Annotated in this window: 19 protein-coding genes and 1 pseudogene; 9 read left to right on the top strand and 11 right to left on the bottom strand. The window is 64.2% G+C overall.

Features of this window, described 5'->3' with window-relative positions; genetic code table 11:
- The 3 genes and pseudogenes from AC1DIO_RS27275 to AC1DIO_RS27265 form a co-directional block, all read left to right on the top strand.
- A pseudogene (locus AC1DIO_RS27275) lies at nucleotides 1-765 on the top strand (hypothetical protein); the annotation flags it as partial.
- A 15-nt stretch (nucleotides 766-780) separates the two neighbouring features.
- The gene (locus tag AC1DIO_RS27270) at nucleotides 781-1,671 is read left to right on the top strand and encodes a DUF2950 domain-containing protein (RefSeq protein ID WP_476776644.1); all 891 of its coding nucleotides are present in this window, start codon (nucleotides 781-783) and stop codon (nucleotides 1,669-1,671) included.
- A 180-nt stretch (nucleotides 1,672-1,851) separates the two neighbouring features.
- Nucleotides 1,852-2,169 (top strand): hypothetical protein, encoded by a 318-nt coding sequence (locus tag AC1DIO_RS27265; RefSeq protein WP_441491078.1) that lies wholly within the window; start codon nucleotides 1,852-1,854, stop codon nucleotides 2,167-2,169.
- 189 nt (nucleotides 2,170-2,358) lie between these two features.
- On the opposite strand, the gene AC1DIO_RS27260 is transcribed toward AC1DIO_RS27265, so the two are convergent.
- The gene (locus AC1DIO_RS27260; protein WP_476776643.1) at nucleotides 2,359-3,000 is read right to left on the bottom strand and encodes a hypothetical protein; all 642 of its coding nucleotides are present in this window, start codon (nucleotides 2,998-3,000) and stop codon (nucleotides 2,359-2,361) included.
- A 628-nt stretch (nucleotides 3,001-3,628) separates the two neighbouring features.
- On the opposite strand from AC1DIO_RS27260, the gene AC1DIO_RS27255 reads away from it, so the two are divergent.
- The gene (locus AC1DIO_RS27255) at nucleotides 3,629-3,772 is read left to right on the top strand and encodes a hypothetical protein (RefSeq protein WP_476854371.1); all 144 of its coding nucleotides are present in this window, start codon (nucleotides 3,629-3,631) and stop codon (nucleotides 3,770-3,772) included.
- Nucleotides 3,773-4,357, top strand: coding sequence for a helix-turn-helix transcriptional regulator (locus AC1DIO_RS27250; RefSeq protein ID WP_476854370.1), 585 nt, complete (start codon nucleotides 3,773-3,775; stop codon nucleotides 4,355-4,357).
- A 204-nt stretch (nucleotides 4,358-4,561) separates the two neighbouring features.
- On the opposite strand, the gene AC1DIO_RS27245 is transcribed toward AC1DIO_RS27250, so the two are convergent.
- Complete coding sequence (locus tag AC1DIO_RS27245; protein WP_441508686.1) at nucleotides 4,562-5,890, bottom strand: MFS transporter; 1,329 nt, start codon at nucleotides 5,888-5,890, stop codon at nucleotides 4,562-4,564.
- 51 nt (nucleotides 5,891-5,941) lie between these two features.
- A complete protein-coding gene (locus tag AC1DIO_RS27240; RefSeq protein ID WP_441508687.1) occupies nucleotides 5,942-6,604 on the bottom strand; it encodes a flavin reductase family protein in 663 nt (220 codons plus the stop codon).
- Nucleotides 6,605-6,757: 153 nt separating this feature from the next.
- Here AC1DIO_RS27240 and AC1DIO_RS27235 point away from each other — a divergent pair, with 153 nt between their 5' ends.
- Nucleotides 6,758-7,399 (top strand): GntR family transcriptional regulator, encoded by a 642-nt coding sequence (locus tag AC1DIO_RS27235; protein ID WP_476776639.1) that lies wholly within the window; start codon nucleotides 6,758-6,760, stop codon nucleotides 7,397-7,399.
- 146 nt (nucleotides 7,400-7,545) lie between these two features.
- On the opposite strand, the gene AC1DIO_RS27230 is transcribed toward AC1DIO_RS27235, so the two are convergent.
- Nucleotides 7,546-7,848 carry a phasin family protein gene (locus AC1DIO_RS27230; protein WP_476826376.1) on the bottom strand — a complete coding sequence of 101 codons (303 nt, stop codon included), beginning with the start codon at nucleotides 7,846-7,848 and terminating at the stop codon, nucleotides 7,546-7,548.
- Between the two features lie 1,023 nt (nucleotides 7,849-8,871).
- Here AC1DIO_RS27230 and AC1DIO_RS27225 point away from each other — a divergent pair.
- On the top strand, nucleotides 8,872-9,504 hold the full coding sequence (locus tag AC1DIO_RS27225; RefSeq protein ID WP_476770304.1) for a DedA family protein: 633 nt from the start codon (nucleotides 8,872-8,874) through the stop codon (nucleotides 9,502-9,504).
- A 64-nt stretch (nucleotides 9,505-9,568) separates the two neighbouring features.
- On the opposite strand, the gene AC1DIO_RS27220 is transcribed toward AC1DIO_RS27225, so the two are convergent.
- From AC1DIO_RS27220 to AC1DIO_RS27190, 7 genes are all read right to left on the bottom strand, one after another.
- On the bottom strand, nucleotides 9,569-11,632 hold the full coding sequence (locus AC1DIO_RS27220) for an alkyl/aryl-sulfatase (RefSeq protein WP_476834590.1): 2,064 nt from the start codon (nucleotides 11,630-11,632) through the stop codon (nucleotides 9,569-9,571).
- Nucleotides 11,633-11,898: 266 nt separating this feature from the next.
- Nucleotides 11,899-12,735 carry a hypothetical protein gene (locus tag AC1DIO_RS27215; RefSeq protein WP_441493106.1) on the bottom strand — a complete coding sequence of 279 codons (837 nt, stop codon included), beginning with the start codon at nucleotides 12,733-12,735 and terminating at the stop codon, nucleotides 11,899-11,901.
- Between the two features lie 202 nt (nucleotides 12,736-12,937).
- Nucleotides 12,938-13,936 carry an HAD family hydrolase gene (locus tag AC1DIO_RS27210; RefSeq protein ID WP_476854375.1) on the bottom strand — a complete coding sequence of 333 codons (999 nt, stop codon included), beginning with the start codon at nucleotides 13,934-13,936 and terminating at the stop codon, nucleotides 12,938-12,940.
- Between the two features lie 74 nt (nucleotides 13,937-14,010).
- Entirely contained in the window at nucleotides 14,011-14,406 is a 396-nt protein-coding gene (locus tag AC1DIO_RS27205; protein ID WP_441493107.1) for a hypothetical protein, read from the bottom strand.
- Between the two features lie 155 nt (nucleotides 14,407-14,561).
- Nucleotides 14,562-14,783, bottom strand: a complete 222-nt coding sequence (locus AC1DIO_RS27200; protein ID WP_441493108.1) for a hypothetical protein — start codon at nucleotides 14,781-14,783, stop codon at nucleotides 14,562-14,564.
- Between the two features lie 98 nt (nucleotides 14,784-14,881).
- Nucleotides 14,882-16,561 (bottom strand): arylsulfatase, encoded by a 1,680-nt coding sequence (locus tag AC1DIO_RS27195; protein WP_476854374.1) that lies wholly within the window; start codon nucleotides 16,559-16,561, stop codon nucleotides 14,882-14,884.
- Between the two features lie 157 nt (nucleotides 16,562-16,718).
- Complete coding sequence (locus AC1DIO_RS27190; RefSeq protein WP_476854369.1) at nucleotides 16,719-17,642, bottom strand: formylglycine-generating enzyme family protein; 924 nt, start codon at nucleotides 17,640-17,642, stop codon at nucleotides 16,719-16,721.
- A gap of 373 nt (nucleotides 17,643-18,015) precedes the next feature.
- Between AC1DIO_RS27190 and AC1DIO_RS27185 the strand changes: the two genes are divergently transcribed.
- On the top strand, nucleotides 18,016-20,286 hold the full coding sequence (locus AC1DIO_RS27185; RefSeq protein ID WP_476854368.1) for a sensor histidine kinase: 2,271 nt from the start codon (nucleotides 18,016-18,018) through the stop codon (nucleotides 20,284-20,286).
- Nucleotides 20,195-20,899, top strand: a complete 705-nt coding sequence (locus AC1DIO_RS27180; protein WP_476854367.1) for a response regulator transcription factor — start codon at nucleotides 20,195-20,197, stop codon at nucleotides 20,897-20,899. Before AC1DIO_RS27185 ends, AC1DIO_RS27180 begins: the two co-directional genes overlap by 92 nt.
- Nucleotides 20,900-20,925: the final 26 nt, after the last annotated feature.

Genomic DNA, 20,925 nt, shown 5'->3' with positions numbered 1-20,925 from the left:
CGGCCCGGGCAGGGCTCCAAGCCCGGCCTCGCCCGCCCCGGCGGTCCAGGCCGCCCAGGCGGTGTTGGCGGACCGGGAGGCCCAGGCGGCGTTGGCCGGCCAGGCGCCCCGGGTGGCGTTGGCGGCATTGGCKGCCCCGGGCCGGCTGGTGGCGTCGGCGGTCCCGGAGGGCCCGGCGGCATCGGTGGCGTCGGCGGTCCAGGGGGCCCAGGCGGCGTTGGCGGCATCGGTGGCCCAGGAGGCCCGGGCGGCGTCGGTGGAGCATTGGGCGGTGCGGCGGCAGGCGCGATCGGCGGCGCGGCGGCTGGGATGATCGGCCAGCGTCCGTCCCAGCAACCCGCCCGTCCCGATGCGCGGCCCGGCCAGGATCGCCCCCAGGGCGGGGCCGGACAGGGGCGACCGCAGGCCGACGCAGGCCGACCCGCGACGCGACCATCGGGCCCCGAGCGGCCCTCGGCCCGGCCTCCGACGGCACAGGCGCGCCCTGCGGCGCCGCAGGGCGCGAGACCTCGCCCGACACCAAGCCGGACCGCCTTTGACGGCATCGATTCCGGACGCGGCGCGGCGGCCTATGGCAATCGCGGCGCAGCCAGCCGCGGGCAGATCAGCATGCCGGCGGGCCGCGGCGGTGGAGGCGGACAGATCGGCGGCGGAGGTCGCGGCGGCGGCGCTCACATCGGCGGCGGCGGCCGTGGCGGCGGTGGACATATCGGCGGCGGCGGTGGCCGCGGGGGCGGTGGTGGCGGTCGCGGTGGACGGCGCTGATTGGGGGACATGATCATGGCACATCACGCTCGGTTTTCAGTCCCGGTCTCGCTCGCTGTCCTGATGATGGCGGGCCCTGCCGCAGCCCAGCAGAGCTTCCCCTCACCCGATGCGGCGTCCGCTGCGCTGGTCGAGGCGGCGCGGGCGCGCGAGCCTGGCGTGCTCGATCGGATCTTCGGGCCGGGGGCCCGCGACGTGCTGAGCACGGGCGATGCCACGCTGGACCGCGAGCGACTCGACCGGTTCAACGAAGCTGCGGCGGAATCCGTCACGCTGACACCGCGCGGCGACGCCGCTCGGATCTTGACGCTAGGGAAGCGAAAATTCGAGTTCCCGATCCCGATCGTGCGGCGCGGCGAGGCCTGGATGTTCGATGTCGCGGCCGGTCGGGACGAGATCCTCAACCGCACCATCGGCGAGAACGAACTGCGCGCCATCGAGGCCTGCCAAGCCTATATCGGCGCCCAGCGCGAGTATTTCCGCACGGACCATGATGGCGACCAGGTGCGCGCATATGCCCAGAACCTGATCTCGACGCCCGGCACGCAGAACGGGCTGTACTGGCCGAGAACCGGGCAGGCCGATGTCAGCCCACTCGAGGGCGCCCTGAGCGAGGCCCTGCTGGATCGCGGAAACCGGACCTATGCCGGCTATCGCTTTCGCATCCTCAAGGCACAAGGACCCTGGGCACCTGGCGGCGCGCATTCCTATGTCGTCAACGGCAACATGATCGCTGGCTTCGGCCTCGTGGCCTGGCCGGCCGAATGGGGCAAGACCGGCGTCATGACCTTCATCTGCGGACATAACGGGGTCGTGCTGCAGAAAAATCTCGGCCCGAAGACCAGCGCGATGGCGGAACGCCTGCTGCGCTACGACCCCGACAGCAGCTGGGCCCCGGTCGAATAGGCGGGGGTGCGCCGGCAGCATGGCCGATATTGGCGAACGAACCAGCCGCGGCCGGTGGCCGCTGCATCGTCTCGACAACTCCAAGTAACCGGGGAGAAAGTGAGGGCCTGTTCCGCTGCTGTAACGATGAAGCCCCCGTGGTTCGCACCGGCCTCGCGCCGCGCACATCCAGGATTCRTCATGCATCGCTCGGTTGAACTGCCTGCCTTGATCCTGGCCGTGGCCTGGCTGGTCGTCCTCATTCGATCGCGAGGGCTCGCGCTGGCCGTCCAGCTGCTGATTGGCCTGATTTACCCGTTCCTGTGGTTCGCCTATGGGCTGATCGACGCGCCCCTGCCCATTCTCGTGCCATACGTCCTTGCGGCAGGGGCGGTGGTCTACACGCTTCGGGGCGATAGGGGCCCGCTCGTCTTGAAGTCGTCCTACGTGATGTCTGCGACACTCGGGGTGCTCACGGTCGCTCTCCTCGAATACTGGCAGCACCTGCCAGCAGGCTAGTGGACGTCACCGCGAGACGACTTGCGGTAGCGCCTGCGCCTTTGGCCCCCGAGTGGATTGCGCGCGCTGGAGCGGTTCCCGCGAGCCATGGAGTTCCCGTTCTGCCACCGGTGCCGTGGCCCCGAGAATGAACAGCCTGGTGCCGAGGTTCCGATCCCTCCTGCCGTGCCGTCGTTCCCGGGCACCGGATCAACTGGAGAGACGAGGGCGCCCCTTGAAATTGGCGATCAGCTCGGCGAGCGGGATCAGCCGATGCGAAACCATACCGCCAACCGGGGCGGAAGGGCTCGTGAAGATCGCAAAGCCAGTGGCCTGAACAACCGGGGCAAGCTCCGGCAGCGAGAAGGCCATCTTCATCAGCTCGAACGTCTCGCCGGCATCGGCGACGCGCCCAATATGCAGCCGCACGGCTTCCGCCGTCTCTTGGGGCGATGCGCGAAGCAATTGCCCAAAGGCATCCGCCGCGGCCCAGACAGCGGCGTAGAATGCCAGCGTGTTGTCGAACATGCGGCGGGCATCGCCATGACCAGACGCGGCGCTGATTTCAGCGGCGGAGTGGAGCATGCTGATGAAGGCTTCCAGCCGGCCAGCAATCTTGGTCGCCTTCGACCGACGGGAAAACTCGTTGAACATCGTCGCGTCCATCGTTTGGGCTGAGGACGCGATCATCCGCGCAGGCGAAATCGGACAGACCGCAGCGTAAATTTTCATTGTCGAAGCTGCGCTAACACAGCGCTTCGCGCTGCAATTTGCGCCTTCACGCCAATAAATTGCTATTCTCGGCCAAGTGCCGACAGCGCTTGCCCACCAGCATCGCAAGGTCAGCCGCAAGCGTTCTGCCCGCGAACCTGCAGGCATGTCCGGCGGCCATGCGAATACCTGAATCAGCAGAGTCCCTTACGCGCGATATCTCAACGTCCACAATAAGGTGAGAACCGCTCTCGCGACCAGATTAGGGGTCTTCCCTGCCAAGGTTTCGTCCTGTCGGGCCGCGATCTGTCTGACCATCATCTGCGTCCACAACAGGTCTCGGCCAAGACGATTGAGGAATGGCCCGCACTGTTCCACTCTCGTTGACGGGGGGATGGGCGGCGATGCTGGATGCGAACGAATTTGGGGATGCGGTCGCCATGCTCTACGAGGCCGCCGCCGTTCMGGAGGTCTGGCCGACGGCGATMGCGCGGTTGGCGGAGATCGCCGGCTGTACCGGGGGGCTACTCTGCGTGCATTCCCGACAGGGCACGAACTGGGTCGCGTCGAGGGAGTTTTCGCCGGTCCTCCAGCGCTTCCTGGATCAGGGCTGGATGGACCGGAACGCCCGCAGGGCCGGTCTTCTGGCGCATGGCGGGACCGGGTTCGTGACCGATCACGACCTCTTCACAGAAGACGAGCTGGCCGAGACCGCGCTCTACCGCGATTCCTGCGGCCCGAGGGCTATGGCTGGGGCACGGCAACGAATGTGCGTTCGTCCTCGGGCGAGACCATCGTCTTCACACTGGAGCGCAAATTCGAGCTGGGTCCGGTCTCCCGTCGCGAGACAGAACTGCTCGACAGCGTCCGCCCGCACCTCGCGCGGGCCGCGGTTCTGGCCTCGAAGCTGTAGATGCAACGCGCTCAGGTCAGCCTCGATTCCTTCGAGAAGGCCGGTTCTCCGGCTGCCCTGGTCGGCACCGGCGGCGCGCTCTGCGCGGCCAATCCGGGCTTCGAGGCGCTGATCGGGCAGATCGTCGTCAGGGCAAGGGACAAGATCGCGCTTGAGGATCCCCGTGCGAACGCGCTGCTGCAAAAGGCGCTGGCCGATCTCGGGCAGGACCGGGTTGGCGATACCCGCTCGATCCCGGTGCCCTGCCGGGGGGATCGCCCCGCGTTCATCGTCCATGTGCTGCCGGTTCGCCGCCAGGCGCGGGATATCTTCTCGCGCGCCCAGGCCCTGCTCGTCATCACGACGACGGCCCGAAGCCTGCGGATCGAAGCCTTGCTGCTGTGTGAGCTCTACGATCTGACCCGGGCGGAGGCAGCCATCGCCGGCGGGCTCCTGGAGGGCAGCACGGTCGAGCAGCTCGCACTGTCGCGCGGGGTCGGCCGGGAGACGGTTCGCGGCCAGGTCAAGGCAGTGCTCGCGAAAACCGGCAGCCGCTCGCGGGCCGACTTCATCAGGCGGCTGGCTCCGTTGACGCTGTCGGCCTGAGCAGCGGGCCAAGGCGGGCATCACCAAGCCGGGCGGCGCCGGGCTTTCGGTCGGGCCGCCCTGCCCCCGCCTCCTGAGTTGGGAGTGAGCAACAGCCTGTCGGAGGCCGGGATGGCTTGGTCGGAGACGGTGCAGAGGGCCGCGCGATCGGCGGCCCTCCTCTTGTTCACCTTGAGCTTCCGGCCAGGGCCGATATCCCCGGGATCATTCTCGCGGGCTGTTGGCCAGGCGTCCGGTGTCCGGCCGGTCCAGATCGAGATGCCGGGTTTCCGGGATCAGGAAGCCGGTCAGCAAGGTGATCGCAGACACGACCATGAGATAGACGAGGAACAGCGAATGCTGGCCCTGCTGGGCGAGATAGGTGTTCACATAGGGCGCGGTGCCGCCGAAGATCGCCGTCGCCAATGAGAGTGGCCCGCTCACCCCGGTCGCCCGGATCTCGGTGGGAAACACCTCGGCCCAGACCGCCGTGTTCACCCCGAACAGGCAGGCCAGGATCAGCAGTGCCGCGATCATCGCCGAGAGCAGTCCGCTGAACTGGTTGGTGATCATGCCGTCCAGGGTGAAGGTCAGGGCGATGAAGCCAAGCCCGAACAGGATGATGAAGGGCCGCCGTCCGAACCGGTCGGCGAGCCAGCCGACCAGCGGGATCGCGGCGAAGAAGACCGCTTGCGCGATGAGGCTCGCCGTCAGTGCAGACTTTGCGTCGAGGCCACGGCTGATCTGGGCGAAGGTCGGGCTGTAGATCAGCCAGGTGTAGAACATGATCGAGCCGCCGGCGGAGAGGCCGAAGACCACGGCGACGCCGCGCCAGTTCCGTGCAAGCGGGGCCAGGCCCGTCGTCTTGGCGGCCTGCTTCTGCTTCTTCTCGAAGCTGGCCGTTTCCGTGAGCTTGCGCCTGAGGTACAGGCCGTAGAGCCCGAGCAGCCCCCCCATCGCGAAGGGGATGCGCCAGCCCCAGCTTTCCAGGGCCGCCCGTTCGAGATTGGCATTGAGCAGGAGACCGGTGCAGGTCGCGATCATCGTGCCGAGCACGACGCTCATCCACGACGTGCTGCCATAGAGCGCGCGCCGGTGCGACGGTGCGCGCTCGACGAGATAGGTCACCGATGTGCCCATCTCGCCGCCATGGGCGATGCCCTGGGCGAGGCGTGCAACCAGCAGGACGACGGAGGCAAACAGGCCGGCCGAGGCATAAGTCGGGGCGCAGGCGATGACCACGCTGCCGCCGGCCGTCACCAGCATGGCGAGCGTCAGGCTGCGCTTGCGGCCGACGCGGTCGGCGTAGAGCCCGAAGATCAGGCCACCCAGCGGCCTGGTCAGGAAACCGGCCGCGAATACGGCCAGAGCCGCCAGCAACGCGGCCGATTTATCGTTCGACGGAAAGAACTGAAGCGCGAAATAGGGAGCGAAGATCGTATAGATCGCCCAATCGAACCATTCCAGCGTATTTCCGAAATTGACTGCGATCAGATCCTTGATGCGACGTGAAGTCGGGGCGCGATCCGCCAGGGATAGCTCGGCCGTTGACATGGAATTCCCCTCTTATTGCTTGGTTCTTCGGTTCAAAAATCGGTGAAACCGTCAGCGCAAGGTGGAGCGCCCTTCCAGCCCTTGCCGCGCGTCTCCGTCCGCGCCCGGAACCCGCATCTCGAAGATGTCCTTGACCACCGTGTAGTCAAAATAGCCGAGGCGAGCGATCGGCTTGATCTTCTCGATGTCGAGCTTTCCGCTCGGCAAGATGACGGCGTCATCGATATGGATCTTCTCGACCTGGGCGAAGACGATATCGATGGAGCCGACGGGAGAATTGCCTTTGATCCGGTGAGTGCTGACATATCTGCACTCGAACTTGACCGGGCTTTCCCTGACCATCGGAATGCGGGCGTTATCGGCGTATTCCCGGGTGACGTTCAGGCGATCGAATTCGCTCTCATGCGCGGGCAAGGCCATCGCGCTGATGTTCACGGCCTCGCGCAGGTCGAAGGTCGCCATGTTCCAGACGAACCAGCCCGTCTCCTCGGCATTGAGGACCGTGTCCTTGCGGCGACCGTCTGGATACTGGTTCGCCGAGAACATCACCATCGGCGGGTCGAAGGTGAGGTTCTGCCACTGGCTGTAGGGCGCGATGTTCTCGACGCCGGCTGCGCTGACGCTCGACAGCCAGCCGATCGGCCGCGGCACCGTGCAGCTCTTGAAGGGCGAAAACGGCAAGGGACTGGGCTCGAGATGGGGGGCGTATTTCAAGGATCATTCCTCCGGCGGCGTCATTGAACATCGATAATATGCAACCGATATATCGGATGAATAATGGTTTGGAAAGCCGGCGCGGATGAGGTAGGCGGAATCGAACGCCGCTGCGGATCTGCGCAGCGAGACAGCACGGCGCGGAAGGGTGAGATGAACCAGTCGGAAGAAGCCGTCGCCGTGCTGCAACGCCTGATCGTCCGGGGCGAATTGAAGCCCGGCTCGATGGTCTCGGAACGTCATCTGATGGAGTTGACCGGGCTCGGCCGGACGCCGGTGCGGGAGGCGATCCAGCGCCTCGCCCTCAGCTACATGGTGCGGATCCACCCCAACAAAGGCATCGAAATCCCCGGCATCTCGATCGAGGATCAACTCAGCGGCCTGGAGGTGCGGCGCGCCAACGAGCTGCTCGCGGTGGAGCTTGCCTGCGCCCGCGCAACGCAGAAGGACATTGCTGCGATTGAAAAGCTGGCGGCCGTGCTTGATGGCGAATTCACGCTGCACGACTATTCAGAAACGGTCGGGCAGACTCACGCGCTGATCATCGAGGCGGCGCATAATCCCTATCTCGCGGCCCTGATGACGCCGCTGCAGTCCCTGTCGCGGCGCTTCTGGGTCATGCATGTGCGCGACGAGCAGCAGGAGATCGCGCGCGGCAAGCGGCTCCACCAGCAGATCCTCAAGGGCATCGCCAGCAGGGATGTGGCCGCAGCCAGCGCGGCGTCGCTGACGCTCAACGCCTACCTCGTGGAATTCGCCCTGGCCGTCGTCGGCCGGATGGCAACGCCGCGATAGGCGCGGCGAACCGGGGCAAGGTTCCGCCGGCCGCTCCGCCGCCGCTTGCTATGCCGGGCTCGCTCTCCGCGTGACGGCAAGGCCGCAACCCTTCGCCCGGAAGCCTGCCGACCGCCCGAGCGATGACAGCGCGAAGCCGGCAGCGCTCACGCGGCCTTGCGCGAGACTCTGCCCTGCAGGGACAGCCGCTGCGATGATGGGCCGATGACGTCTTCGGTCAGCCTGCCGCATTCCACCATGATCCCCTCGCCGAGATCGGCGAGCGCCATGCTGTCGTCGATCAGCCTTTCGGACAGGCTCATCGCGGCCTCGATCTGGCCGGCCTGGAACGCCATGAGGCCGTCCGCGTCCTTGATCTCGGCGGCTGCGCTCAGCCGCGCGAAGCCCAGGTCCATGCAGCTCCGCAGCATCCTCATCTGCAGCACGCCAAGCTTCTGGGCGGCGTCCAGGGCGAGCCTGTTCGTCTAGACTGCGACAGTCAGAGAATTTTGCAATGGGTCCATCAGGGTGTTCGAGAGCTCAGGCATGGTCGCGTCTCCCTTGCTGTGATGGTGGGACGACAGCGCCTGGAAGGTGGCCGCGCTCGGGCCGCTTTCGGGCCGTCTTAGCCAAGATCGGATCGTCCCATCGCGGCGACCGTGAACAGCGCGGCCGATATCCGCGAACGAACCAACCGCGGCCCGCCGCAGTCTGGGATGAGGCTGCGCCGCATGCCGGGATGATGCCCGCGTTGTGCTCGTGGATGATGGCGGTTTCCTGACGGGAGAGTTCGTCGCCCCCGCGCAAGCCGCGGGACCGCGTTGCCCGTTGACGAAGTCGTGACCCCGGCCAGGAGCCCGGCAGCCTCAACGCCGCTTGCGCCGCGCAGGGGCAGGTTCAAGATGAGATCGAGGCTTGGCTGGCTCCGTCACCGGAATGCAGGTCCGCGACGGGTTCGCTACGTGAGTTCCGTCGTTGTGTCTGAGGGAGCGTCGCATGCTTGTGAGACATCACGTCAGGGCTGTCTGGCTGCGTATCGGGGTCGTGCTGGCACTCGCTGCACTCTTTGTCGCCCCGATGGCGTTCAAATAGCAGCGCGAGACGGCGCCGAGCCGGGGAGCGGGATCCGGCCGCCCGGTTTGCGCCCGCGACAGCCGGCGGCTCAAGTCACACGCTCGCAGGGCAGGCTAAAACGTGAGTCCGCCGAAGAGCTTGCGCGCAATGACTCAACGTCCACAATAAGATGAAGAGGGCCCCGCGACCGGACTGCGAACAGTCCTGGCCCGGCGACCGGCCAGGCAATCATGTGCTCCGGGCAGCCTGGCGCCCGACGATCCATGGGAGGGTTTCGCGCCGGTCGACCGTGGAGCCTTCCGCCGCGACCAGTCGATTTACAGGCCGGGCGCTCCGCCCATAATCACCGCAGATGTGCCGATCTGTCTTCGGGCAGGATACGATATCGGCTCCGATGATCCAGCGAGGCGACGCGCGGAATGGAACATCTGTTTTCGGCCGTCGAGCCCTATATTCACGAATATGGCGCTGTCGCCATCTTCGTGATCCTGTTTCTGGAGTCGCTCGGGGCACCTTTGCCGGGAGAATCCGCGCTGATCTTCGCCGGCGTACTCGCGTCCCGCGGCGAGCTGTCCTTGTCCGCCGTCCTCTTCAACGCCTGGGTGGGAGCTGTCCTCGGCGACAATGTCGGCTACCTGATCGGCCGGACCTTCGGCCGAGCCGTCATCCTCAAGCATGGATCGCGGATCGGATTGACACCTGAGCGCTTCAATCACGTCGAAGCGGTCTTTGCACGTTATGGTCCAGCGACGGTGGCCGCGGCGCGGTTCGTCAACATCCTTCGGCAGCTCAATGGCATCGCCGCCGGCACGACCGGAATGGATTGGCGGCGCTTCCTGCTTTTCAACGCGCTCGGCGGCGCGCTGTGGGTTGCCGTCTGGGGTGCCGGCGCCTTCTATTTCGGCACGCATATGTCCGGGATCGCGACCTACATCCCGCGATGGGGTCATGTTGGGATAAGGGTGCTCCCGCTCGTCCTGGCAGCCATCGGCGCGATCGTGCTCCTCGTCTGGCTTTGGCGCAGCCGCAAGCAACAAGGCTCGCCGCAATAGAGGTCCGAAAAGAAAACCGAGGAGCTTTCGCGCTCCGGGATGACTGAGCCCTTCCTTGGTTTAGTCAGGGCCCCTCGTAATAGGTCGCGTCGTCCTGCAGGATTTCGGGCCTTGGCGAAGTTCCGGTCTCCTTCTTCGTGCCCGGCAGGACTTCGAACCAATTGTCGAACTTGACCATTGTCGAACCGAGCTGCGCGAGCACGGCGGGATTTCCTGCCATCCTGGCCCTTCCGGCCGAGACCTTGTCGGCCAGCTTCGCCGTGCCGATCATCACGTCCTCCAGCTCGCGGCGGTCGATCGTGATCGTCAGATCTGCATCCGCGGCCTGATAGCCGGCGATCGTCGTCAGCGTCGCATTGCTCATCTCGACCACAAACCGCTCGCCATTGTCCGGCGTCGAGATATTGATCTTGAACTTCATGCCGTCGGCCTTGCGGCTGTCCATCTGGACCCCGAGGTAATTCAGGAACAGCTCGGTGGTGGTGCCGCGTACGAAGTCGGGGCTGCCCGCCTTTGCCGCCTTCACCGCGATGACGCCATCGCGCAGTTCCTTGGCGCCGGACAGGAAGCTGTTCCGCAGGCTCGGGCTCTCGAACTGGTAGCCCATCTGCTCGAACGTGTCGGCGAGGAGGTTCTTTGCGTCCTGGTTGCCCGGTTCCGCGTAGACCAGCTTGTTGATAATCTCGGTTGCGTGGCGGTATTTGCCCTGGTCGTAGAGCTCGCGGCCCTTCGCCATCACCTTTGAGGCGCCGCCCATCATCTCCACGTAAAGCGGCGCGGAGTCTTCCGGCGACAGCGGGACGAGTGTTGCCGGGTTCAGATCCCAGAATCCAAGGTAACGCTGGATCACGGCTCGGCTGTTATGCAGGTAGGAGCCGTGATAGCCGCGGTCGTACCATTGCTGCAGCAGGCTTTTGGGCGGCTCATAGACATTGTGGATCTGGTTGATCGTCACCCCGGAATTCGCCAGATGCAGGACCTGGTTGTTCAGGTTTGCATACATGTCGCGTTGCCCGCGCATCACCTCGCCAATCCGCGCCTTTCCCCATCGCGGCCAGCTATGCGATGCGAACATCACCTCCGCCTGATCGCCAAACCGGTACAGCGCGTCGTTGATATATTGCGACCACGCGAGCGCATCGCGCACCGGCGCGCCCCGCAAGGTGAGGACATTGTGCTGTCCGGCGACGATGTTCTCGGCGGCCCAGAATGCCTTGAGGTCCGGAAACCAGGTGTTCATCTCCGCCGGCGCTTCCGTGCCGGGTGTGTTCTGAAAGACCATCCGCACGCCGTCGATGGTCAGTTCCTCGATGGGCAACTCAATGCTCCGGGTCGGGGGCAGGATGCCAACATCCCCGCTGGCGACACCCTTGCCGATCGATGAATCCACATGGCCGTAGGGGCTCTGGGACAGGACGTCGCCGTAGGTATAGCTCTTGCGGCGGGTCATCGCGTTGCCGGCGTAGAGATTCTCGGAGATGGCCTCGTTGATGAAGCCCTTGGGCGCAAGGATCTGGACCTTCCCTGCGGCCAGAGCGGCATCGTCCACGACACCGCGGATCCCGCCGAAATGGTCACCGTGGGAATGGGAGATGATCACCGCCACGACAGGGCGTTCGCCGAGCCTCTCGTTGATGAATTTCAGCGCGGCCCGTGACGTTTCCTTGACCGTCAGGGGGTCGATCACGATCCAGCCCGTATTCCCTCGGATGAAGGAGACGTTGGCGAGGTCGAAGCCACGGACCTGATAGATGCCAGGCACAACTTCAAACAGGCCATACTCCATGTTGAGCAAGGCCTGGCGCTGCAGTGACGGATGGATGCTGTCAAAGTCCTTCCCGTTCAGGAGGAAGTTCCAGTTATCAATGTTCCAGGCCACGTCGCCCTTGTCATTCATAATCTTGCGATAGGGCGGCGAGGCGATGAAGCCGCGCTTCGCTTCCTGGAAGTCCTGCTTGTCGGCAAGGGGCAATATCCGCCGCTGCTGTTCCTGCGCTTCGATCGTGAATCGCGAAGGCATGTTCCCCTTGGGATGGAAATGCTGCTCCTGCGCGACCGAGGCATCACCAAATGCTCCAGCGACGACTGCGCCAAGCACAAGCGCCAGAATTCTCAATGAGCCGCTCATTTTCTAGCCCTCTGTATTGGCCGAATGAAACATCAGACGCGGAGACGAGACTTCGACGGAGCGGGCCTCTCCAGCGTGTCTCTCCTGTCCACGTGCGGCAAAGTGAGAGCTTGCTACGCAGCGTGGCTGCTGGATGCGACCCGCACCTGCCTTGCCGGCATCCAAGGACATCCCGGGTCGATCCACGCAGAGGACCGCCTCGACGCGAAGGGAACGACCCCGAGCAGTTTGCGGTTGTCCCACCGGCCCGGCGCATCACGGGGGATCTAGTAGCAGGCTGGATAGGGATAGTACCCGCACTGACCATAGCCGTAGCCATAGCCATAGGGCCGCGTCGCGGCGATTCCGGCGGCTGCGCCCAAGGCCGCCCCGCTGGCATACCAGGCGCCATTGTAGACCGGCGCATGCCAGTAGGCGCCGCCAACCCGGGCTCGATCATAGGCGCCCCAGCGGTCATAGCCGACGCGATCGTCACCCAATCGCGCATCGCCCAGTCGCGCATCGCCGCCAAACCGATCGCCTCCGCCGAAGCCACCCAAGTCGCGCCCGCCAAAATCGCCGCCTCCGAGGCGGCCGCCGAACCCGCCGCCGCCGAAGCCTCCGAAGCGGTCGATGAACAACGCCGCCGGCCCGCTCGCCCCGGTGAGGCTCCCCTCGAGGATTGAGACCTCAAAGGTCAGGTTGCCCGCATCGAGTTTCGGCGATCGCAACGTCACCACAGCGTCACTGACCTTCGAACCATCCCCGCCCAGGACCGATATGGTGGCGTTCGGAGGATCCTTGGCGAAATTGTCCTTTCCTTCGTCCCACTGCATGATGAACTGCCTGGTGGCGACATGGCCGGCGGCGCGCACGGGGCGATCAGCGAAAACGATCGAATTCGCCGAAACACCCGTCAAAGTCAGGGTGTTTCCCTCCAGCTTTGCGCCTGTCGAGTTGATGACGGCGAGCGAGGGAACTGGCCCCGTGGGTGTGGCTACACCGATCGTCTTTTGCAGGGGGATGTTCGGCCGAGGCTCGGTGCCTTGCGTCTGAGCCTCACCCCGCACCGATCCAAGCCCAGCAAGCAGAAAAATGACGCAAGTGAAGTGTTTCGTGAGCATTTGGAGCCTCCCTTGTGGGTGTGCACGCCTTCCGCCGGCGCGCGTGCAAAAAGCCCAGATCGCTCGGCGCAATGCGCTTTCACGGCGTGTCAGAATGAATGAGATGTCCCCTTTCACATTGCGCGCAGCCAGACGGAAACCCTGCACCCGTTTGGCGCCTCGGGACATGCTCCCTGCCCTGCGCGGCCGCCGAATGCCGTCCTCACTCCGCGAACGGAAAGATCTTCTTCCAGTCCCGCTTCATGTCGACCACCGTCCATTTGTTCACGGCCGCGGCGTCAAGCGCCTTGTCGAGTTTGCCGAAATGGGAATTGCGGTCATAGGCGTATTCGCGCTCCGCATCGGTGTGGTGGACGATCAGGCCGAAGCGCGGCCCGCCCGACAGCGTGGTCCATTGCAGCATTTCGAGATCCCCGTCGGAGTTCCCGAACGCCGCAATTGGCCGGCGGCCGATATGCTGGTTGATACCCACGGGCTTGCCGACCGTGTCGTCGATGAAGTTGATCTGCGGCAGGCGAAAGATCTCCGGGCTGCCATCGCGCATCTCGAAGCGAGTCTTGATCGAGGAGCCGATGACCTGCTCGGGGGGAATGCCGTAGACCCTGTCTGTCCACGGACGCATGAACTCCACACCGCCTCCCGACACGATATAGGTCTTGAAGCCATTGGCGCGGAGATGGGCGAGCAATTCCAGCATCGGCTGGTAGACCAGCTCGGTATAGGGGCGCTTGAAGCGCGGGTGGCGCGCCGTCGCCAGCCAGTCCGTGGTGATCTTCGCAAACGCCTCCGAGGTCATGCCGGCATGGGTGGCGCCGATGAGCTGCATCAGCCCCTGTTCGCCGGATGCCAACAATGCCCGCATGTCGCCACCGAGGACCGCCTTGAACGGCTGTTTCGCCTTCCAGCCGGGGTTCTGCGGCGCCAGCGCCTTGACCCGGTCGAGCACGAAGGCGAGCTGGACATACATCGGCTGCTCCACCCACAACGTGCCGTCATTGTCGAACACCGCGATACGCTCGGCGGGTGCGACGAAGTCGGGACCGCCCTGCGCCGTGACCCGCGAGACGAAATCGGTGATCGATGCCTTGGTCGGGCCCTGGTTCCAGGACGGCAACGGGTCCGTTTGGGCGGAGGCCGAACTGACTGTGAAACTTAAGGGAATGGTGAGAGCCGGCAGAGCCGCCAGGCCGTTGAGCAACATGCGTCGGTCGATGTCGGCGGAAGAACCGATCAGCTTCATCCTTGCCTCCCTTCAATGCCGGCGAGAAACAGAACTTAGTACATGAATGGTCCCGGTCCACCCCAGGGGCCGAAATCGAAGGCGTTCTGGTTCATCACTGCCGTCATCTGCTGCTCGTTGGCCAATTTCTGCGCGAAGACCATCTGGCGGAACTGGGCGTAAGCCGCCTGGTTGCCGAAATAGACGCATTGGCAGACGATCGGATCGGCGTAGACGTAGATGATCTGCGAATTCTTGACCTGCTGGACGAATTTGTTGGGCGGCAGCTTCTTCATCGCCGCGACGCGCTCCGCCGTGTTTGCGGGCTGCGGGGTGAAGCCGGCGGCCGAGAGCAGATCCTCCTTGTGCTGCACGGTCTGGGAGGTGGACTGGCAACCGGCCAGGGCGAGCCCGGCGGAKAGCGCAAGGGCAGTGAAGGCGTAGGATGGCATGACGTCCTCCGGATAGTTTGGGGAATGCGGGGTCGAATGGACTCGAGGCCCTTTCAACGGGGCTTCGCGGACTCGCACCGGGACCCAGGTGTGACGAGGGAAGGTTCAGCCGGAAAGGCTTGGGCCGGATCGGAAGATCCGGCCCAGGACGAGCCTCAGTTTCCGGCCGCAGCGCCGAGCAGATAATCCTTCTGCAATTGCCGCGTGCTTGACGGATAGAGCGTCTGGCATTCACGCCAATAGCCGGACTTGGGCGCCCGGTTGTTGGGATCGGCGCAGATCGCGGCGAGTTGCTGCGCTCGTGATTGCGAGCTCTGGCAGCCTGACAAAATCAATCCGATMGATAACGCGATGCCGGTCATGACATAGGTCTTCATGACGTCCTCCCTTGAAAGAGGTTCTGGTGCTCGCCAGCCTGATGGAAGGGAGCAGGCGCCCCCGAGCAGGACGCCTGCCTGGTTGCTTTCGCCAGCGCTCAGTCGGACCGGCCTTTCGAGTTCTTGATCTGGTCCATGACCTGATCGAGGTTGTAGCTCGCCGGGTCCTGCATCGGCGGGAAGTCCTTGTAGGAGAGAAGCTCCTTCATCCACAGTGCCTGGCCGATCGGCAGCATGTTCCAATCGTAGATATAGGCGGTGGAAGGGGAGCCGATCGAACCGCCCATACCCAGGAGCGTCTTGTATTGCGAGCCGATCGCGGTCTCGAAGGGATCACGCTTGATATTGACGACCTGGGCCCAGTGGAAGGGCAATACCCCGGAGATGAAGCCGGCCGGCGAATCTGAGACCATCGCGAAATAGATCTTCCAGTTCTTGTAGCGTACCGCCGAGGGGTCCTTTCCGGAATAGTAGAAGAACGTATCGCGTGCCGACTTTTCCGACCGTCCGAGCAGGTATTCGACCTGGTCGACGCCATCGAGCTTGGTCTTGACGATGCCGGGATAGCTGCCGGCCATGATGCGCTGGTTCAGCGCGTCGCCCTTGTCTCCGCCCGCGAGGTTGACGAGGGTCGGCAGCCAGTCGAGTGACGCGAAGATATCATTCTTGATTGTGCCCGGCCGGATGCCGCCGGCTGGCCAGCGCACGAGCGCAGGCGCGCGCATGCCGCCTTCCCAGGTGCTCAGCTTGCCGCCCTTGAAGGGCGTGGTGCCGCCGTCCGGGAAGGTGATCGTCTCGGCGCCGTTGTCGGTGGTGAAAACGACGATCGTGTTGTCGAGCTGGCCCATGTCTTGCAATTTCTTGAGCACGACGCCGATATTGTCATCCAGCTGCTTCATGCCGGCCTCGTTGAGGCCCCAGTCCTTGCCGCCGGGCTCGCCGATCATGGCCTCGTATTTCGGCGACAGCATGGTCGTGATGTGCATGCGGGCCGGGTTGTACCAGGCGAAGAACGGCTTGTTGGTCCGCCTTGGGTCATTGCGCTCGAGGAAGTCGACGACCTTGGCGGAGATTTCCTCGTCCACGGTCTTCGAGCGTTCCAGGGTCAGCGGACCTTCGTCCCGGCAGGTCTGATTGGCCGCGGTGCCATTGGAGGATGTGCAGGAAATCACGGGACGTGGCGGCGTCAGGCAAACGGTTGTTCTTGGATCCACCGCGCCGGGAACCGCGGGAAGGCCCGGGATCGGCGTGTTCAGGCATGGCGGAGCGACCGTCTGCTGTGTCGGGGTCCTGTTGATGTCGGGGAAGCTCACACCCTGCATCGCATCGAGGTGATAGAGATAGCCCCAGAATTCCTGGAAGCCATGCGCGGTCGGCAGCGCGTCGGTGTKATCGCCGAGATGGTTCTTGCCGAACTCGCCGGTGTTGTAGCCGAGATCGATCAGGAATTTCGCCAGCGCCGGGGTACCCGGCCGCAGATAGGACGGGCTGCCCGGCAACTGGGGCGGGATCATGCCGGTGCGCAGCGGATGCATGCCTGTGAAGAAGGCATTGCGGCCAGCCGTGCAGCTCTGCTCGGCGTAGTAGTGCGTGAAGAGCGCGCCTTCCTGTCCGATCCGGTCGATATGGGGCGTCTCCCCAACCATCAGGCCGCGGTGGTAGATGCTCGGCTGCATGATGCCGATGTCGTCGCCCATGATGAACAGGATGTTCGGTCGGGATTGCGCCTGAGCAGGGGCCGGCGCCTGTGCCGGGGCCTGTGCGACGGCCGGCGTCAAGGCGCTTGCACAGATGAGCGCGGTAGCTCCCAGGAGAGCCGTTCGCGTGGTGTCGCAGGCGCTGGCAAGAATACGGCTGAGCCTCGTTCGGCTGTCAGCGGGGGCAGTGCTCGTAGTTCCGGCGAGAATGTCATGCTTCACGGCATATCCTCCTCTTTTAGATCTTCGAGACTCCGCGCCGGACGCAGCGGAAGCCGATATGGCTTGCCGAGGTGTCGACGAGTTGGGGGTGGCGTGCCGCCGGCCGGTAGCGGCGGCAGTAATTGGGCGCACACAGGTGTGAGCCACCCTTCAGGACCCTGCGCGGGATCCTGAGTTCCGGATGGCATGGGTCGTAGCTCTGATCCTCGCGCCCGCCGCGCGGGTTTTCCGGGATGCAGCAGGCTTTTGGCGCATCGGCGGCGTGCCTCGCCACGTAGAAATCGCTCGTCCATTCCCAGACATTGCCGATCATGTCGTAGAGGCCGTAGCCATTGGGGGGGAAGGCGGTAACCGGCGAGGTGCGCGTAAACCCGTCCTGCGCGAGGTTCTGTCGCGGGAAGTCGCCCTGCCAGGTATTGGCCATGTGCTGGCCGCCGGGCGTGAACTCGGCGCCCCAGGCGAACTCCGCGCCGTCGAGGCCGCCGCGGGCCGCGAATTCCCATTCAGCCTCGGTCGGCAGGTCGATCCCGGCCCAGTGCGCATAGGCCAGCGCATCGGAGAATGCCACGTGCACCACGGGATGGTTGTCGAGCCCGTGAATGCTGCTCCTCGGGCCGTAGGGATGCCGCCAGTCAGCGCCCTTCAAGTAAGTCCACCACTCGCCCCAGAAGCGCAGGTCAGCGGGATGGTCGGGGGGCGAGAAGACGAGAGAACCAGCATAGAGCATCTCTGGCCGGGCCGCCGGGTAGTCCTTTGGATCCGGACACCGCTCCGCGAACGTGACGTGTCCGGTGGCGCGAACGAAGTCACKGAACTGGCGGTTCGTGATGGGCGTACGGTCCATCCAGAAGGCGTCAACGGTAACCTGGTGAACCGGAGCCTCTTCAGGGTAATGGCGATCCGCCCCCATGCGGAACGTGCCGCCGAGTATGACGAGCATATCTCGCGGAGGCGCAGTTGCCGCACTCAACGCTCGTTTCAGTGGATCGCTGGGGGCAGCGGACGGTCGTTCCGTGATTTCAAGACTTCGCATGAAACACTCTCTGAGTGCTCGGCTCTCAGGTAGGCTGTACCGATAAATCGGGGGTCGCTCTACTGGACCATGGCCCAGTATCGAGGCTCTCCGGCCTCCGGGATTTCCCGAGGCCCCGCGGTCAAGGTTCAACCGCTGACACCATGCCTATGCCGAAAAAGACTGGGCGCCCAAGAGCTTCGGCCCCGGCAAAAATGCATCTCGACAGGGTAGAGGTGACGCTGAATAATGCGGCCTCCCAGAACTTCGAGACCTTCCACGTGCCGCTGCGGTAGTAAAGATGGAAGTTCGATTACAACTTGCAGCAAAGACCACCCGAGGTGTTGGAGCGTTGGGCCTGCTCCTTCTGGTGCTCGCCTTCCCTTGGCTGGCTCCGGCTGCGCGGTCCCAGCGGAAACCAGCGCGCATCCTCTTTCTGCATGCGTTCAACTATACATTTCCGGCCACGGCGGCCATCAGCGAGGCCGCGCGAATTCGGTTCTCGGAACGCGCTCCTCACAAGATCGAGATCGATGCCGAGTTCCTTGACCTCGCGCGCAGCTCCGACCCCGCGCATGAGGATCGGATGGCGTCGTTCCTGCGTGACAAGTACGCGCGCTCCCCCCCGGACGTCATCGTCACCCTGGGGAGCCTGGCACTGCCCTTCATCATCAAGCATCGCGCCACGATCGCCCCCACCGTACCCGTCGTGTTTACGAGCATCTCGTCGGCAACCTATGCCATCTCACGACCGCCTCCCGACGTCACCGGGATCATCACGGAGTTCAATCTGGAAAAGACGCTCGCATTGGCGAAGGCGCTGCAGCCCAATTCAGGGCGCGTCGTGATGATTGCCGGGAGCGCCGAAGTGGATCGCCGTTGGCAAACCCAAGCGCAGGCGACGATGCAGGTTCACGCCGAGTTAGAAGCCACGTACCTTTTCGGCCTGCCTTATGACACTCTCGTTGCAGAGTTGGGACGTGTTCCCGCAGACGCAATCGTTATCGTCCTGACGGTGTTCGCGGACGGCACGGGCAAGAGTTTTGTTCCGGCCGAAGTCGCGAGTGCGCTGGTCGCGCTTTCCCCCGCTCCCGTCTATTCACCTTACGATACCTATCTGGGCAATGGCACGGTTGGCGGCTTCATCGAGACGTTCGAGTCTGTCGGCATAGCCGCAGCCGACCTCGCACTTGAAATCATTGCAGGCGCTGACCCGGCCGCGCTCCCGCCACGAACAAATCCCGGACAGAGCTACCGCGTCGATGCCAGGGCGATGCAGCGTTGGAATCTGCGGGAAGGCAATCTTCCGGCCGATGCCGTGGTCCTGTTCAAACAGCCGACGATCTGGGACCAGCATCACAATCTGGTGCTTGCGGCCCTCGGCACCTCTGCCCTGCAGATGGCCGTTGCCGGCGCGCTGCTGCTTCAGATGCGCAGAAGGCAGCGTGCCGAATCTCTGCTCAAGGAGAGCGAAGAGCGGATGACCTTCACAGCGGCATCCGTGAACCTGGCCCTCTGGCAATTCAACCGCGAGACCAACGCGCTCTGGGCGACAGAGCACGCGCGGGCCCTGTTCGGTCTTGGGGAGGATACTCCCCTCTCCCGCGATGCGCTCCTTGCCGCAATCAATCCCGAAGATCGCGCAGGAGCGATGAACTCGCTCACGAAGGCGGCCAACAGCGACCAGTCGGCCGTCGCAGACGTTCGCGTCATGCGGGATGGCGAGCCGCGCTGGATACGGATTCGCGCGCGGTTTCATCCCGCCCCCGGGGTCGATCCGAAGCAGCTCAGCGGAATCTTCATCGACGTCACCGACCAGAAGATGGCCGAGATCGAAACGGCCTTGCAGCGCCAGGAGGTGGCGCACCTGATGCGGGTTTCGGTACTGGGCGAACTGTCGGGCGCGATCGCCCATGAGATCAATCAGCCGCTCACCGCAATCCAGTCCAATGCGGAAACGGGGCTCGATTTGCTTGCCGCCGCTTCGCCAGACCTGGCTGAGCTCCGCGATGTGTTGCAGGATATCGTCGACGATAATCGCCGGGCCAGCAATGTCATCCAGCGCTTGCGTAACCTGCTCAAGAAGGGGGAGACCACGGCTGTCCCCGTCGATGTGAATGAGCTCGTCACGTCGACGCTGGCGCTGCTCCATAATGAACTCGTCAGTCGCAGGATCAGCGTAAACCTCGAACTGGCGGGTGGATTGCCCGGGACGGTCGCGGACCCCGTCCAGCTACAGCAGGTCCTGCTCAACCTCCTGGTCAACGCCATGGACGCGATGGCTTCCACCCCCACGCCCGAACGAAACATCGCCGTTTCGACTTTGTGTACGCCGACGAGGATGATCGAAGTCCGCGTCAAGGATTGCGGACCCGGGATTCAGCCGGAAGCCGCGAGCCACGTGTTCGAGCCCTTTTACACGACCAAGCCAAACGGACTTGGCCTTGGACTGGCGATTTGCTCGACCGTCGTCGAGGCCTATGGTGGCGAGGTCGAACTTGCGAACGACGAGGCCGGCGGAGCGGTCGCGAGCCTCTTGCTGCCAGCCAAATCGCCGATCTCAGCCGAGTGAGCGCCCGATGTTTACAGTCTTCCTCGTTGATGACGACACATCAGTGATCAAGGCCTTGTCCMGCCTCCTTGGCGTAAGGCGATACACGATTGCGGCTTTCACATCCTCGCAGGAGTTTCTCGCGGAACATGACGCTTCCATTCCAGGCTGCGCCGTCGTTGACGTCTGCATGCCGGGCCTCGATGGCCTTGAACTTCAGCAGGCACTGACAGCCACGGCGATGAGTCGGCCGGTCATCTTTCTCACCGGCAAGGGCGACATTCCGACCACAGTGCGTGCCATGAAGGCGGGCGCCGTCGATTTCCTGACCAAGCCGGTCAGCGCCCAGGATCTGGTGGCCGCCATAGAACGCGCGAGGGAAGCAGATTCTCGCGCCCGGCAAGCGCAAGCCGAGCTGAACTCGGTCGAGAGCAGAATTGCAACCTTGACGCCCCGCGAGCGTGAGGTTCTGACACATGTGGTTGCTGGAAAGCTGAACAAGCAGATCGCATACCAGCTCGGCACCGTCGAAAAGACGATCAAATTCCACCGTGGGTCGATCATGAAGAAGCTCGGCGTTCGTATGGTCGCCGATCTGGTGCGCCTGACAGAGAAGGCCGGCATTTCCGCGTAGTCGCCCCGCGATGCGTACTGGCCCAA

The organism is Allobosea sp. 05T439 (genome assembly GCF_056396005.1).
The sequence above is the reverse complement of the archived record's forward strand: the minus strand, read 5'-3'. Positions and strand labels throughout refer to the sequence as shown.

Bases quoted from the DNA above. Each gene is read 5' to 3' on its own strand.
- AC1DIO_RS27270 (WP_476776644.1), top strand. From the start codon at position 781: ATGGCACATCACGCTCGGTTTTCAGTCCCGGTCTCGCTCGCTGTCCTG.
- AC1DIO_RS27265 (WP_441491078.1), top strand. From the start codon at position 1,852: ATGCATCGCTCGGTTGAACTGCCTGCCTTGATCCTGGCCGTGGCCTGG.
- AC1DIO_RS27250 (WP_476854370.1), top strand. From the start codon at position 3,773: ATGCAACGCGCTCAGGTCAGCCTCGATTCCTTCGAGAAGGCCGGTTCT.
- AC1DIO_RS27245 (WP_441508686.1), bottom strand. From the start codon at position 5,890: ATGTCAACGGCCGAGCTATCCCTGGCGGATCGCGCCCCGACTTCACGT.
- AC1DIO_RS27235 (WP_476776639.1), top strand. From the start codon at position 6,758: ATGAACCAGTCGGAAGAAGCCGTCGCCGTGCTGCAACGCCTGATCGTC.
- AC1DIO_RS27225 (WP_476770304.1), top strand. From the start codon at position 8,872: ATGGAACATCTGTTTTCGGCCGTCGAGCCCTATATTCACGAATATGGC.
- AC1DIO_RS27220 (WP_476834590.1), bottom strand. From the start codon at position 11,632: ATGAGCGGCTCATTGAGAATTCTGGCGCTTGTGCTTGGCGCAGTCGTC.
- AC1DIO_RS27215 (WP_441493106.1), bottom strand. From the start codon at position 12,735: ATGCTCACGAAACACTTCACTTGCGTCATTTTTCTGCTTGCTGGGCTT.
- AC1DIO_RS27210 (WP_476854375.1), bottom strand. From the start codon at position 13,936: ATGTTGCTCAACGGCCTGGCGGCTCTGCCGGCTCTCACCATTCCCTTA.
- AC1DIO_RS27185 (WP_476854368.1), top strand. From the start codon at position 18,016: ATGGAAGTTCGATTACAACTTGCAGCAAAGACCACCCGAGGTGTTGGA.